This is a genomic window from Sphingomonas sp., assembly GCF_050725575.1.
In the GTDB taxonomy this organism is placed as follows: domain Bacteria; phylum Pseudomonadota; class Alphaproteobacteria; order Sphingomonadales; family Sphingomonadaceae; genus Sphingomonas.
Genome location: NZ_JBOHHW010000013.1, coordinates 53679 through 67242, shown reverse-complemented (window position 1 = coordinate 67242; position 13564 = coordinate 53679). Strand labels below are relative to the sequence as shown.

General features: G+C 63.7%; 18 protein-coding genes and 1 tRNA gene. 10 read left to right on the top strand and 9 right to left on the bottom strand.

Annotated elements, in window-relative coordinates:
- Position 1: 1 nt before the first annotated feature.
- The gene (locus ACRECS_RS11275; protein ID WP_431583054.1) at positions 2-1240 is read right to left on the bottom strand and encodes a hypothetical protein; all 1239 of its coding nucleotides are present in this window, start codon (positions 1238-1240) and stop codon (positions 2-4) included.
- Complete coding sequence (locus tag ACRECS_RS11270; protein WP_431583053.1) at positions 1237-1944, bottom strand: DUF4129 domain-containing protein; 708 nt, start codon at positions 1942-1944, stop codon at positions 1237-1239. Before ACRECS_RS11270 ends, ACRECS_RS11275 begins: the two co-directional genes overlap by 4 nt.
- A 168-nt stretch (positions 1945-2112) precedes the next feature.
- Here ACRECS_RS11270 and ACRECS_RS11265 point away from each other — a divergent pair, with 168 nt between their 5' ends.
- Together ACRECS_RS11265 and ACRECS_RS11260 are read left to right on the top strand one after the other, a co-directional pair.
- Entirely contained in the window at positions 2113-2919 is an 807-nt protein-coding gene (locus tag ACRECS_RS11265) for a hypothetical protein (protein WP_431583052.1), read from the top strand.
- A 244-nt stretch (positions 2920-3163) separates the two neighbouring features.
- Positions 3164-3862: a sterol desaturase family protein gene (locus tag ACRECS_RS11260; protein ID WP_431583051.1), complete on the top strand. Its 699-nt coding sequence runs from the start codon at positions 3164-3166 to the stop codon at positions 3860-3862.
- Between the two features lie 31 nt (positions 3863-3893).
- Here ACRECS_RS11260 and ACRECS_RS11255 read toward each other — a convergent pair.
- Positions 3894-3967 (bottom strand) — tRNA-Gln (locus ACRECS_RS11255).
- Positions 3968-4171: 204 nt separating this feature from the next.
- Between ACRECS_RS11255 and ACRECS_RS11250 the strand changes: the two genes are divergently transcribed.
- Together ACRECS_RS11250 and ACRECS_RS11245 are read left to right on the top strand one after the other, a co-directional pair.
- Complete coding sequence (locus tag ACRECS_RS11250; RefSeq protein ID WP_431583116.1) at positions 4172-5206, top strand: Ppx/GppA phosphatase family protein; 1035 nt, start codon at positions 4172-4174, stop codon at positions 5204-5206.
- 13 nt (positions 5207-5219) lie between these two features.
- Entirely contained in the window at positions 5220-5903 is a 684-nt protein-coding gene (locus ACRECS_RS11245) for an RlmE family RNA methyltransferase (protein ID WP_431583050.1), read from the top strand.
- A gap of 316 nt (positions 5904-6219) precedes the next feature.
- Here the strand turns inward: ACRECS_RS11245 and ACRECS_RS11240 are convergent, their stop codons facing one another.
- Positions 6220-8310 (bottom strand): RelA/SpoT family protein, encoded by a 2091-nt coding sequence (locus ACRECS_RS11240; protein WP_431583115.1) that lies wholly within the window; start codon positions 8308-8310, stop codon positions 6220-6222.
- 58 nt (positions 8311-8368) lie between these two features.
- On the bottom strand, positions 8369-8683 hold the full coding sequence (locus ACRECS_RS11235; RefSeq protein WP_431583049.1) for a CC_3452 family protein: 315 nt from the start codon (positions 8681-8683) through the stop codon (positions 8369-8371).
- 143 nt (positions 8684-8826) lie between these two features.
- On the opposite strand from ACRECS_RS11235, the gene ACRECS_RS11230 reads away from it, so the two are divergent.
- Positions 8827-9318, top strand: a complete 492-nt coding sequence (locus tag ACRECS_RS11230) for a winged helix-turn-helix transcriptional regulator (RefSeq protein ID WP_431583048.1) — start codon at positions 8827-8829, stop codon at positions 9316-9318.
- Positions 9319-9351: 33 nt separating this feature from the next.
- Here ACRECS_RS11230 and ACRECS_RS11225 read toward each other — a convergent pair whose 3' ends face one another.
- From ACRECS_RS11225 to ACRECS_RS11215, 3 genes are read right to left on the bottom strand one after another with little or no spacing between them, the layout of a single operon-like run.
- Positions 9352-9771, bottom strand: coding sequence for an acyl-CoA thioesterase (locus tag ACRECS_RS11225; protein ID WP_431583047.1), 420 nt, complete (start codon positions 9769-9771; stop codon positions 9352-9354).
- A complete protein-coding gene (locus ACRECS_RS11220; RefSeq protein ID WP_431583046.1) occupies positions 9768-10391 on the bottom strand; it encodes an HAD family hydrolase in 624 nt (207 codons plus the stop codon). The genes ACRECS_RS11225 and ACRECS_RS11220 overlap by 4 nt, the downstream gene beginning before the upstream one ends.
- A complete protein-coding gene (locus ACRECS_RS11215; protein ID WP_431583045.1) occupies positions 10388-10657 on the bottom strand; it encodes a DUF3572 domain-containing protein in 270 nt (89 codons plus the stop codon). Before ACRECS_RS11215 ends, ACRECS_RS11220 begins: the two co-directional genes overlap by 4 nt.
- A 39-nt stretch (positions 10658-10696) precedes the next feature.
- Here ACRECS_RS11215 and ACRECS_RS11210 point away from each other — a divergent pair, with 39 nt between their 5' ends.
- Positions 10697-11059: a response regulator gene (locus ACRECS_RS11210; RefSeq protein WP_431583044.1), complete on the top strand. Its 363-nt coding sequence runs from the start codon at positions 10697-10699 to the stop codon at positions 11057-11059.
- A gap of 280 nt (positions 11060-11339) precedes the next feature.
- Here ACRECS_RS11210 and rpmG read toward each other — a convergent pair whose 3' ends face one another.
- Positions 11340-11507 carry a 50S ribosomal protein L33 gene (gene rpmG / locus ACRECS_RS11205; RefSeq protein WP_034157855.1) on the bottom strand — a complete coding sequence of 56 codons (168 nt, stop codon included), beginning with the start codon at positions 11505-11507 and terminating at the stop codon, positions 11340-11342.
- 163 nt (positions 11508-11670) lie between these two features.
- On the opposite strand from rpmG, the gene ACRECS_RS11200 reads away from it, so the two are divergent.
- The 4 genes from ACRECS_RS11200 (at position 11671) to ACRECS_RS11185 (ending at position 13516) form a co-directional block, all read left to right on the top strand.
- Positions 11671-11985, top strand: a complete 315-nt coding sequence (locus ACRECS_RS11200) for a hypothetical protein (RefSeq protein WP_431583043.1) — start codon at positions 11671-11673, stop codon at positions 11983-11985.
- A 29-nt stretch (positions 11986-12014) separates the two neighbouring features.
- Complete coding sequence (locus tag ACRECS_RS11195; RefSeq protein WP_431583042.1) at positions 12015-12569, top strand: TMEM165/GDT1 family protein; 555 nt, start codon at positions 12015-12017, stop codon at positions 12567-12569.
- A 102-nt stretch (positions 12570-12671) separates the two neighbouring features.
- The gene (locus tag ACRECS_RS11190; protein WP_431583041.1) at positions 12672-13169 is read left to right on the top strand and encodes a Dps family protein; all 498 of its coding nucleotides are present in this window, start codon (positions 12672-12674) and stop codon (positions 13167-13169) included.
- Positions 13170-13330: 161 nt separating this feature from the next.
- Positions 13331-13516 carry a DUF1328 domain-containing protein gene (locus ACRECS_RS11185; protein WP_034157851.1) on the top strand — a complete coding sequence of 62 codons (186 nt, stop codon included), beginning with the start codon at positions 13331-13333 and terminating at the stop codon, positions 13514-13516.
- Positions 13517-13564 lie beyond the last annotated feature (48 nt).

Below are 13564 nucleotides of genomic sequence, written 5' to 3'. Positions count from 1 at the left end.
GTCACCCGTTCTTCTCCCCTTGCCAGTCATGGAGTGTCTGCGCGGCGGCAAGCAGCGCGCGTCGGTCGTCAGCGGCTTCGGCGGCGCGCGCAAGGTCGCTGAACCTGCCGCGCCCGCCAAGTTTGTCGAGATAGGCGTCGAGCGCCGCATCGCGCAATCGCGCCGGCACGCCAAAGGCAGCGACGGCGCGCTCGCGGACGACCTGCGCATAGCGCCCGCCGAGCATCGCCTCGCGCCGGGCCTTGCGCACCAGGGCCGCCGTATTGTCGACCAGCGCCGCCTTGCCGAACGCGATCGCGCGCGGGCGGCGCTGCGGCGGGCCGAACCGGCCAAGCGCATAGAGGCCGGCGAGCAACAAGGCGGCGGCAATTGCCAGCGTCATGGCGAGGAAGGGCGGCGCAAAGGCCAGTTTGAGCGGGCTGGGGCTATGGCCAAGACCATTGAGCGTCACGTCGAACGCAATGCCCTCGGCGCCGGTGTCGCTGAGATAATCAAGCAGGGCGAGCGCGGCCTGTGCCTGGTTCGCATTCTTCATGCCGCGGTTCGACAGCAGATCGGGGTCGGCCAGCACGTACAGGTCAGTGCCGATCTGGCCGAGCACGATGCGCCCCTCACGATCGGTGATCACCGGCTGCAGCCCCGCACCCGCGATGGTCTGTAACGGCCGCGGTGCGGTGAAACGGGCGGGAGCGCCGGTCTGTGCATCGACCATCGTTTCCGGGACGATCAGCGCCGCGCCGCCGCTGGCGCGGCGGGTGACGGTCAGCTTAGTCCCCGGGGCAAGCACGCCTTCGGGCACGTCACGCGAATAGAGCCCGACATAGCGTACCCAGCCGGTCACGGTGGGGTCGGCCTGGACGTTCCATTTGGGCAGGATCATCAGCGTGGGCTTGTCGGTCCGGCTTTGCACCGGGAGGGTGACATTGGTCGTCCCATCGGGCGGTGACAGAATGACGAGATCCTCGGTCTCGAGCTCATGGTCGTTGCGGATGATGCGCGGATGACGCCCGGTCGCCTCAACCAGCCGGTACAGGCCGCTAAAGCCGACGACCGCGCGCGACAATGCGTGCGTTCCGCCATTATTGCCCCGCCGGAGATCCGGCGCATAGGCGCCAAGCACCAGCATTGCGACGAATGCCAGGATGCCGACGATCAGCATCAGCGCGACAGTCTGTGGGCGAAATGCGGAATCGCCGCCGCCGATGCGTCGACCAGTGCCCCCGCTTGCCGCGTCGCTCATTTCCACACCTTGGGCAGGGCGAAATCGGCATAAGCGGTGCGCGCTTCCGACCAGTCGGTCGCACCGACCGCCCGGCCGCCGAACAGGCTGCGTTCGACGATGCGCGCGATCCCGGCAAAGATATCGCGCGCGGTCGACGGAATCGCATCGGCGGCGGCGATATCGCGGCTGGTCAGTGCCGGGCGGATCAGGCGCGGCCGCCGGCGCCCGATATCCTCGATGCTGCGGATCAGCAGGTGGTGCACCGCATCGGCATAATGCCCCTCGGCCGCGAGCGCATCGGCCTCGCGCAGCCAGGCCCGTGCCGGCGCGGCCTCCGGCGTCCATTGCGGGTCGTCCTCGGGCACCGCGTCGGCAACCGCACGGCGCCGCCAGCGCGGCCAGCGCCAATGGCCATTGCGAACCCGGTCGACGATCACCCAGAGCAACAGCAGCGCCGCAAGGGCGAGAACGCCCCAGAGCAGGATGCTCGCATAAGGCGCATTGGGGAGAAGGTTGAACAGCCAGGCGATCCCGCGTCCGACCGGGCGCAGCACCGAAGTGACCCATTCGCCGAGCTGATGGACCCATTCGGGCGGCTTGGGTGGCGGCGGCGCGGCGCGGAGATCAAATTGCACTGATGTGTCGGCACGCAACGCGTCATGCGCGGCAGTGAAGCGGCGCGCCGCGGCTGCCGCCGCTTCTTGCGATGATGCCGATGTCACGAAATGTCCCCCGGACCGCGATGAACCGCTTTCCCGAACTTATCCAAAGAGATCGCGCATGCAATGAAGAAGTTCGCAACCTTCGCGGTGGACAGGACCCACAGGCTGAGTCAGATTACCCGACGCGGGCCGGAAGCAGGGCCGCTGCGGGCAACGGGGTGGATCGATATGGCGACACGCATCGCACCGGCATCGGCCGAGCCGGTTTCGGTCGGACGAATCATGAATCGCAGCTTTGCCGCGATCGCCGCCAACCCGGTGGTCATGCTCAGCATCGCTTTTCTGTTCGGCGCGCTGCCCAGCATCATCATGGGGTATTTCAGCCAACGCCTGCAAATAGCACTGGAGGGACAACCCAATGGCATCCGCGACAGCCTGATCATCAGCCTGGGATCGATGATCATCGGGCTGATCCTGTCGATGATCGTGCAAGGCGCGCTGGTGCGCGCGACGGTGGCGCATAGCCAAGGGCGGCGCGCATCCTTCGGCGAAAGCGTCGTGGCCGGCCTGCGCGTGGCATTCCCGCTGATCGGCCTGGCACTGATCGTCGGCCTTGGCGTCAGCCTGGGCCTGGTGTTGCTGTTCGTCCCCGGAATCATACTGTACCTGCTTTGGGCGGTCGCCGCTCCTGTTCTGGTCGAGGAGCGCAGCGGCCTGTTCGGCGCACTCGGCCGCAGCGCCCGTCTGACCAAGGGCGCGCGCTGGAAGGTGCTGGGGCTGACGCTGATCATCCTGCTCTTCTACTCGCTGATCACATCAATGCTCGGCGCCGCGCTGATCATCACCGGCGGCGGGGTGCAGGCCATGGCGCAACTGGGGAAGGACGGCCTGCCGATCAGCTGGTTGATCGGCAATGGCATCGGCGCCACGCTGATCAGCACCTTCTGGAGCACCGCACAGACATCGCTCTATGTCGAGTTGCGCGACTGGAAGGACGGGCCGCAGGCACAGCAGCTGGAAGATGTTTTTGCATAGCCTGAGGTGGCAAACACCGCAGGCAGGAATGTGCCGCAAGCCAAATATCGCATTTTTTCAGCGGAGATTAGGCGGAAATTAAACAGCGCTGAGCGAAAATTACGGGATGGACCAAGTAGAAGCCTTCGCCCTGGCCGCCCTTCGCGACTATACCTCATGGTCGCTTATCTTCGTGATCCTGACGCTGATCGAGCGGATATCCGCGAAACAGCCGACCTCACTTGCCGGGCGGGTTGCCGGGCTGATGTTCTGGGCGGTGTGGATTCCGGTGTCACTCGCGATCACCACGGCATTGTCCGCGCTCTGGGCATGGTTGGGAATCGCGCCGTTGCTGACGCTCGATATCGTGCAGGCATTGGGTTGGGCCGGTCCTTTCGCCGTTGCCGGCGCCGTGCTGCTCGGATTGGTGGTCGGCGACTTCTTCGCCTATTGGTTCCACCGGGCGCAGCACGCATGGCTGTGGCGCTTCCATGCCGTCCATCATTCGATCACCGACCTGAACGCGGTAAATTCATATCATCATGCGAGTGAAGCGTTCTTCAACACGATCATCGTGGCGCTTCCGATTAGTCTGGTGATGGTTAACTATGGCCCGACGATACCACTGATCGGAATGATTATCTGGTTTCAGGTGGTGTTCCTGCACTCGCCCACCAACGTCAATTTCGGTTTCCTCCGGGTGATTGTCGCGGACAACCGCTTTCATCGCATTCACCACTCGATGGAGCGGCACCATTTCGACAAGAATTTTGGGATCACCTTCAGCTTCTGGGACCGGTTGTTCGGGACGGCCTATTACCCGAAACAGGACGAGTGGCCGGCGGTTGGCCTGGCTGAAATCGCTCAGCCGCAAAGCGTGCGGGAATGGATCGACCTGCCTTTCCGCTATCGAGCCGAGGCTGCGGTTGACAAGGACATGGCGGCAAAGGGCGCGCCAGCCTGAGTCGGCCATTGCGCCTGATATCGGGAAAAGCTGGATGCCCCGTGAGGATTCGAACCTCAATTAACGGAGTCAGAGTCCGTAGTCTTACCTTTAGACGACGGGGCAACAGCGGGCCGCGAGATAGGCGGCAGGTCGGGCAGTGTCAACCGACACTGGCCACCCGCCCCAACCCATGAGCCAGCCGGTCGCTTGCCGCTACCGTCATGCTGCGCTAGCATCACCGTCAACCACCGAACGGGAGCATCTTGCGCCCGCGACGGGCAGAACAGAATGGTGAGTGTGAACGGCATGGGGGATCAGTCGCCCAAAATGCCGTACCGGCAGGGGAATCCTGCCCGTCCGGCGCCGGCCCCTGGCAAGGGTCAGGCCGCGCCGCGTGCGCGCTGGCCGGAGGCGCGGCATTATGCCGCGCTGGATCTCGGCACCAATAATTGCCGCCTGCTGATCGCACGACCGCAGGGCGACGGCTTTGCGGTGGTCGATGCCTTTTCGCGCATCGTGCGTCTCGGCGAAGGCCTCGCCGCGACCGGGCGGCTGAGCGACGCGGCGATCGACCGCACCTTGTCGGCGCTGAAGGTCTGCGCCGACAAGCTGAAGCGCCGCAACGTCACTTTGGCGCGATCGGTCGCGACCGAAGCGTGCCGCCGTGCCGAGAATGGCCCGGCCTTCATCGCCCGCGCCTATGCCGAAACCGGCATCCATCTCGACATCATCTCGGCCGAAGAAGAAGCGCGGCTCGCCGTGCTCGGTTGCCATGTCCTGATCGAACCGGGCGACGACCCTGCGCTGATCTTCGATATCGGCGGCGGGTCGACCGAGCTGGTGCTGGTCGACACGCGGCCGACCGTGCCGACCGTGCTCGACTGGCACAGTGCCCCCTGGGGCGTGGTGTCGCTGACCGAACATGCCGGGAATGCCGAGGGCGCGGAGGGGCGGCTCGCGCTTTACAACCGGATGCGCAGCCTGGTCGCGGAGAGCTTTGCCGGATTCGCCAGCCGCCTGCCGCGCGGAATCGACCGGCCGCGGCTGCTCGGCACATCCGGCACGGTGACCACGCTGGCCAGCGTGCATCTCGGCCTATCGCATTACGATCGCTCGCAGGTCGACGGGCTGATCGTGCCGGCGGCATCGATGCGCAAGATCAGCGCCGACCTGTCGCGGATGGATCTGAGCGAGCGCGCCACCCTGCCCTGCATCGGCACTGAGCGCGCCGATCTGGTCGTGGCGGGATGCGCGATCCTCGAGACGATCATGGATCTATGGCCGGCCGAGCGGCTCGGCGTGGCCGATCGCGGCATTCGCGAGGGCATTTTGCGCCGGCTGATGCGCGGAGACAAATTGTGAGCAAGGGCGCCTTATGAGCAAGGATGGGGGCGGCCTGCGCGTCCGGGTCAAGACCGCGCGCAAGCGCACGCCGCAATCGACGCGCTGGCTCGAGCGGCAGCTCAACGACCCCTATGTCAAACGCGCCAAGGCCGATGGCTATCGCAGCCGCGCGGCGTACAAGCTGATCGAGCTCGACGAGCGATTCGGCTTTGTGAAGGGCAAGAAGCGCGTCGTCGATCTCGGCATCGCCCCGGGCGGCTGGAGCCAGGTGGTCGGGCGGCAGAATCCCAAGGCGGCGATCGTCGGCATCGACCTGTTGCCGGTCGATCCAATCGACAATGTCGTGATCCTGCAGATGGACTTCATGGCCGATGCCGCCCCGACACGGCTGATCGAGGAGTTGGGCGGCGCGCCCGACCTGGTGCTGTCCGACATGGCGGCAAACACCGTCGGCCATCCGCAGACCGATGCGCTGCGCACCATGGCGCTGGTCGAGGCGGGCCTCGCCTTTGCGATCGAGACACTGGAACCTGGCGGCGTGTTCATCGGCAAGGTGTTCGCCGGCGGTGCCGATGCGGCTCTGGTTGCCGAGATGAAGCGCAATTTCGCCACCGTGAAGCACGCCAAGCCGCCGGCCAGCCGCAAGGGATCGTCCGAATGGTATGTCGTGGCGCAGGGCTTCAAGGGCCGGCGCGCGGTTGAAGAAGAGCGCTAGCGCGAACTCCCTGTTCTCCCTGATACTCCCTGTTTTTCGCGCCAGGATTTTTTCTGGCGCTATTCTCCCTGTTAATTGTTCCACCGCCCCTAGAATCAAGGTTTGTTTTCAGAGGCTTGCACACGATCTCCCTGTTATTTGAATAACAGGGAGATCAGGCGCGATAACAGGGAGTGGATGCTCCCTGTTAGGCCCGGAAACAGGGAGAGCCCGGCGGGTCGTAGTTCGTCATGAGAAAGAGCGCGCCGGAACCGCATAGCGATCCGACTGATGCGATGCTGCCATGAGCCAGGTCGATATTGAATCGGAGTGAAATCTAGACCCGCTCGACCGCGCTGACCGCGTCGGCGGCGCGCAGTGCCGCGATCACGCGCATCAGGTGCTGGACGTCATGCACTTCGACATCGATCGTGTTGGTGTGGAAGCCGGTATCGCGATTATCGAGCCGCAGATTGACGATATTGGCTTTCTGCGCGCCGATGATCGTCGCGATCGTGCCGAGCGCGCCGGGCTCGTTCTTGACCTCGACCAGGATGCGCCCGGTCGCCCCTTCGGTCTTGTCGCCCCAGGCGAGATCGACCCAGTCGGCATCGTCGCCCGAGACCAGATTCTCGCAATCGATCGCATGGACCTCGATCCCCTTGTCGGGGCGGCGCAAGCCGACGATGCGGTCGCCGGGCACCGGATGGCAGCATTCGGCTAGGTCGAACGCGACACCCGGCGTCAGGCCGCGGATAGAGATCGCGCTTGATTGCGGCGGCAGCTCACGCATCGAATCCGCGCCCGCCGACCCGGGCATCAGCGCCTCCATCACTTCGGCATCGGTGATACGACGGCGCGCGATCGCCTCCATCAAGGCAGCATTGTCGGCAAGCTTCAGCCGCTTGAGCGCCGCCGCCAGCGCATCGCCGGCAATCTGTGCCGGCAAGCGCTGGACGATCTCGTCATAAATCTTGTGGCCAAGCGCCTGGGTTTCCTCGCGCTCCTTGTGGCGCAGATGGCGTCGGATCGCGGCGCGCGCCTTGCCGGTGATGGCGAAATTCATCCAGTTGGCCTGCGGCTCCTGCGCCTTGGAGCGGAGGATCTGGACCTGGTCGCCATTCTCGATCTGGGTGCGCAGCGGCACGACGCGGCCATTGATCTTCGCACCGACCGCCTGGTCGCCGAGATCGGTGTGCACCGCATAGGCAAAATCGATCGGCGTCGCGCCCTTGGGCAGCTGATGCAGTTCGCCCTTTGGCGTGAAGGCGAAGATGCGATCCTGATACATCGCCATGCGGGTATGTTCGAGCAGCTCCTCGGGAGATTCGGCGGTGTCGAGGATTTCGATCAGGTCGCGGATCCAGCTGACCTGGGTCTCCGGCTTCACCTTGTCCTGCTTGTATGCCCAGTGCGCGGCGAGGCCGAGTTCGGCCTCTTCATGCATTTCCTCAGTGCGGATCTGGATCTCGACCCGGGTATTGTCGGCATGGATCACCGAGGTGTGGAGCGAGCGATAGCCGTTGCGCTTCGGGGTCGAGATATAATCCTTGAAGCGCCCCGGCACCATTTGCCAGCGGCGATGGATCACACCGAGCGCCTCGTAACAGGCCTCCACGCTCGGCACGATCGCGCGGAACGCCATGATGTCAGACAGCTGTTCGAAGCTGATGTGCCGCTCGGCCATCTTCTTCCAGATCGAATAGGGATGCTTTTCGCGCCCCGAGACATCGGCCTCGACCCCGTGGCGCGACAGCAGCAGCTTCAGCCCCGAGCCGATCTTGGCGATGCGGTCCCCACCACCTTCCTTCAATTGCGACAGGCGGCGGTCGATCGATTCATAGGCTTCGGGTTCGAGCTGGGCGAAGGCGAGCGTCTGCATCTCCTTCATGAATTCATACATGCCGATCCGCTCGGCGAGCGGGGCATAGATATCCATCGTCTCCTTCGCGATCCGGCGGCGCTTGTCCGGATTGGCGATGTGATGGAGCGTGCGCATATTGTGCAGCCGGTCGGCAAGCTTGACCAGCAGCACGCGGATATCGTCCGACATGGCGAGCAGGAATTTGCGCAGATTCTCCGCCGCGCGCTCATTCTCGGTCTGCGCCTCGATCTTGGACAGCTTGGTGACGCCGTCGACCAGCCGCGCGACCGAGGGGCCGAAGATCTTGGTGATCTCCTCGATCGTCGCGACGGTATCCTCGACCGTGTCATGCAGGATCGCCGTGGCGATCGTCTCATCATCGAGATGGAGTTCGGTCAGGATGCCCGCCACCTCGATCGGATGGCTGAAATAGGGGTCGCCCGAGGCCCGCTTCTGCGTGCCGTGCGCATTGACCGAAAACACATAGGCGCGGTTGAGCAATGCCTCATCGGCATCGGGATCGTAGTTCAGGACGCGATCGATGAGTTCATATTGCCGCAGCACCCGACCAAGATGGGGCCGGGTGCTGCTGCTTTGCAACAAATTCTAGGCTCGCCGCTGATTATTTGGCGCGGGAGTTGCATTTAGCCAACGCATCGGCGTCGAATGCCGCGCCATTGGCAGTAAAGGTGGTGAGCGCACCGACGCGCTTGACGACCAGTTCGCACACGATGCTGTCGCGTGCCGAACCCTTGGGAGCCGTGCAGGTCGTCTCGCCGCACTTCCACATCATGCCGTTGGTGATGACGTTGGGCTTGGCAGGTGCCGTCACCGGCGTCGCATTGTAATAGCCGGCGCCCTGCGCGCTGGCCGCCGTCGCGGGCAGAAGCAGCGTGGTGGACGCAAGAGCGATGGCAAGCGAAACAAAGCGGGACATTTTTTCCTCCGGGGATGAAGCAGCAACTAGGTTGCTAATCGCCACTTAGTAGATTAAGTTTCTGGTTGCAACTGAAAACGGATAATCCATTCCCATGGATAATTCGTTCGCATGGTAGGGAAAATGAGTTAGGCTGGCCGATCATGAAGCAAAAACTGCGTGAACCACTTCGCGATCTCGCCGAATGCAGCCTTCCCGCCGCACTCGAAGCGATGGGCGAACGCTGGTCGTTCCTCATCCTGCGCGCGGCCTTTAACGGCCTGTATCATTTCGAGGAATTCCAGTCTGAGCTGGGTATCGCCCGCAATATCCTCGCCAACAGGCTGGCGCGACTCGTCGAGCACGGCATCCTGAAGCGCGACGCCCTACCCGAGGATCGCCGCAAGATCGAGTATCGATTGACCGACAAGGGGTCGGCGCTGCTGCCGACGATGATTGCGCTGAGGCAATGGGGCGAACGCTGGGAAACCGGCATGCCGGCAACGCCTGTGCTGGTCGATGAGCGCGACATGCGCCCGATCGCGCCAATCGAGGTGCGCGCCTGGGATGGGCGTGTGCTGACCAAGCAGGACCTGCTCTGGGCATTGCCCGAGGATGTCGTGACCGGCGACTCCGAGGCGCAGGCGGCGGAGTAGAATCTTGTTTGAAAATGCGCTGAAAGCGCATTTTCAAACAGCAGCGAGTTTTTCCAGGAAAGCGCGGATCTCCGGCGAAAATGGCACCGAGCGTCCCTGTTCCAGGTCGACATTCACGCTGACCATCAGGATCGCACAGTGCAGCTCGCCCGTCACCGCGTGACACAGATCGAACTTCTTGGTCAGGCTGGTGCCGCCAAGCCGGTCGAGCCGCACGAATATCTCCATCTCGTCGCCCCAGCGGAACGGCTTCAGATAATCGATTTCGGTATGGCGCACGTTGAACTCGGCGCTGTGCCATTCGGGCAGAGCATCGATGCCGGTCCAGTCCCAGAACTCGGTCACCGCGACATCGGCATATTCGAGATAGCGCGAGTTGAAGACGATCCTTTGCCCGTCAATCTCGGCATAGCGGATCTTGAGGCGGGTCGAGAACGCGAAACCGTCCCTCATGCCGCCGGCTGACCTGCGGCAAAGCGCGCGGCGATCCACGCCTCCGCCTCAATCCAGTCGTCGATCCGCGCATGCGCGGCGGGCGCCTTGGGCACATTGGGCGCCAGCGCCGGTTCGGAGATCATATGGAGGCGATGGACTTGCGGCGCATGGCGCGCGACCGAGTCATGATGGACGGCGAGATCGTCGACGAACACGGTGACCGGGTTACCATGTTCGGCAACCAGCTGCGCGACCGGGCCGCCCTTGCCGCCCTGGTTGCATTCGACCCGGTGATCGATCCCGAAGCGCGCCAGCTGCTCGATGCGCGGCTGGCGGCACTGATCCTGCAAATTGGTCAGGATGACGATGTCGGCGCTCCCCGATAGTGCCGCCAGGGCTTCGCGGGCATGTGGCACAAGCGTCTGGCGGTCCATCTCGGCGGGGAAGAACTGGTTGAGCATTGTCCACATTTCCTCGCGCGCCGGGGCCGGACTGCCGTCGCGGCGCGTCATCGAGGTAGAGAAATCACCCCCATTGGGCGTGAAGTCGATATCGTGCGTCTCGCCCAGCCACACGCCGAAGTGACGCACCATGTGCAGCAGCACTTCATCGCAATCGCAGATCAGCAGCGGCCTCATGCCTCAAGCCTCGCGCGCGCCTGGACCAGAGCGGCGGGCGGGACGCCCAGCCCGTCGGCACAGGCCAGCAGATCGGGTTCGTGATTTTCGAGAAAGCCGAGTGCCGCGGCCAGGACGGCGGGTTCGCTGGCCCGCGCGCGCAAGTCGGCGGGCTGCAATCCGGTCACGTCAAGCAGGCGAATCGCTCGCTCCGGCTCGGCCAGCGTCCATACCAGCGCGCGCAAGGCCAGTTCCTCGGCGTCTTCATTTGTCTCGGGCACGCGCATTGCCTATCAGTGGGAGGAGAATGGAAGGATGGGCGTCGCGTGGCAAAAAGGGTGCTCGTTGTCGAGGACAATGAACTCAATCTCAAGCTGTTCTGCGACCTGCTCCGCGCGCATGAGTTCGTCACCGAAGGCGTGCATGACGGCCGTGAAGCGGTCGCCCGGGCGCATGAATTCGCCCCCGACCTGATCGTGATGGACATTCAATTGCCGCATGTCAGCGGCTATGAGCTGATCGGCCAGCTGAAAGCCGATGAGGCGCTGAAGACGATCCCGATCATGGCCGTGACCGCCTATGCCGGTCGCGAGGACGAGGAGCGGATTCGCGCGGTCGGTGCCGATGCCTATGTGTCGAAGCCGATTTCGCTGGCGCGCTTCATCGACGAGGTCACTGCGCTGCTGTGACGTGAGTAGCGTTTGGGCGACAGGAGCCACGCCGGCGATCCCGTCTGGCCTCCAGCCGGCCTCATTCAGCGGATATCCTGTGCGAACATGTATCGTTTACTTCCCCGGCTAAGGCTAGGGAAGTAAAGGAGATAAAGAGCAATCGCCGAGGAATGGAGGCGTAACGTAGTGCGCGCTCACCAGCCGCGAACACGACAAGAGCCGCGGGGTCACCCCTGCGGCTCCGGACCCGGTCGATGCCGGGAGATATGACATTGCCGCGGCTAGACCGCAGCGCATGTCACTTGATCTTGGTTTCCTTGAACTCGACATGCTTGCGCACGACGGGATCGTACTTTTTGAAGCTGAGCTTCTCGGTCTTGGTACGCGGATTCTTCTTGGTGACATAGAAGAAACCCGTGTCAGCCGAGCTGAGCAGCTTGATCTTGACGGTTGTCGGCTTGGCCATGAGCCCGATTCCTGTACGATAAAAATGCAAAAGCGGCGGACGCGCCGCCGCTCACAGACGGGGGCGATTGGCCGAGCCTCGCGCGAATGTCAAGTCCGCAGCCTGTTTAACGCTCTGTTTACCATAAGTGGCGCAGGTCTGTTCCGAAGCAGGGAGCAAGACCATGGCACACGGATATCCGGCGTACGACCCGATAAAGGCAGAGCTGGCGGCGCGAATCGGCCTGATCGGCGCGCGCATACCGGGCTGCGAGCCGGCCGATCTGGCGCACGAGATCGATGCGATCCGCTCGATCGCCTATCGCAGCGGCATGCACCCGGCGGTCACCGTCGCCCAGGCGCTCGAATCGGCACTGGCGCGCGGCGAGCGCGGGCCATTGATCCATGACTGGCTGGCGATTCTCAGCGATGCGGTGGACAGTGAGGAAACTGACGGTGCGCCTGTTCGACCTATGCCGCCGCCTGTTCCGTTCGCCTGACCGGCTGAGCCGCCGCGATGGATGCGCTGATGGCCGCTTTCGTCGCGGCGCTGCTGGCGCAGGCGAGCGACCGGACACCGTGGTTGACCGCGATCCTCTCCACCCGATTCGCCAAACCGGGCACAATCATTCTCGCCACCGCCATCGCGCTGGCGGTGGGCAATGGCGTCGCCGCGATCGGCGGGATGCTGATCGGGCCGCATATGCCGCCCAATGCCCGCGACCTGTTCCTCGCGCTCGCCCTGCTCTCGGCCGGTGGATCGGCCCTGTTTCCGATCAAGCCGCCCGACCGGCTGTCGGGCTGGCGAATCGGCGCCTTCATGACCAGCCTGCTGGGCGTCGCGATCCTCGCCGCCGGCGACCGCACTCAGTTCATCACCCTTGCCATCTCGGCGCGCAGCCCGTCGCCGATCCTTGCCGCGGTCGGCGCGACGATCGGCGCGCTGGTGATCAACATCCCCGCGATCATGGCGGGCGAAGCGGCACGCAAGAAGCTCCCGCTGACCGCCGTTCGCCTCGCGGCCGGCGTGTTGTTCCTGATCACCGGTGCGATCCTCGGCCTGGGGGCGATCCGGCTGATCTGATCGCTCGATTGCTGTGATCGGTGAACTTCATCGTGCCGGCAGGGAGCGTTTCGGCTATCGAATCGTTGGCGCAACGACCCGACCGAAACAAAGGATATGAGCATGGCAACGCCCCCCGCACCGCTGAAGACCCCCACCGACATCAAGACCAATGCCGCGAAGTCGGTCGCCGAGGCGCTGAATGCCATCCTTGCCGACAGCTTCGCGCTATATCTGAAGACCAAGAATTTCCACTGGCACGTGTCGGGCCCGCATTTCCGCGATTATCATTTGATGCTCGACGACCAGGCAACGCAGATTCTCGGTACCACCGATGCAATCGCCGAGCGCGTGCGCAAGACCGGCAACACCACGCTGCGCTCGATCGGTGACATTGCGCGCCACCAGACGATCAAGGACAATGACGAGGCGTTCGTCGCCGCGGCCGACATGCTGACCGAGCTGCGCGAGGACAATCTGAAGCTGGTCGAGGCACTGCGCGAGGCGAAGGATATCGTCGATGCGGCGAAGGACAATGCCACCAGCGGTATCCTCGACGACTGGACCGATCAGGCCGAGGAGCGCGCCTGGTTCCTGTTCGAGGCAAGTCGGAACGCGTAGGGTTGTAAGTCGGCACCAGCCACTCCCCACCCGGCCACCCACAGAATATACCGAATGGGTGGCCGGGTGGGGGAGTGGGCCGGCACCGTCTTACAGACAAAAAAAACGGGAACCACGTGGCCCAGCGGGTCGTTTCGCCTCCAGACAATAGGAGACGTCACATGATCCGTTGGGCCATCACTTTCCTCGTCATCGGGCTTGTCCTCGCGCTGCTCGGCTTTGGCGGCTTGGGCGGCACGTTTATCGGTATTGCGAAGATCCTGTTCTTCGTCGCGATTGCGGTATTCGTGGTACTGTTGTTGATGGGCCTTGCCGCCGGCAAGGGCGTCAAGAACGCGCTCGACTAGAGTTTGATCCAGCTACGCTGGAGGACGGCACCGGCCAGTGCCGGCTTG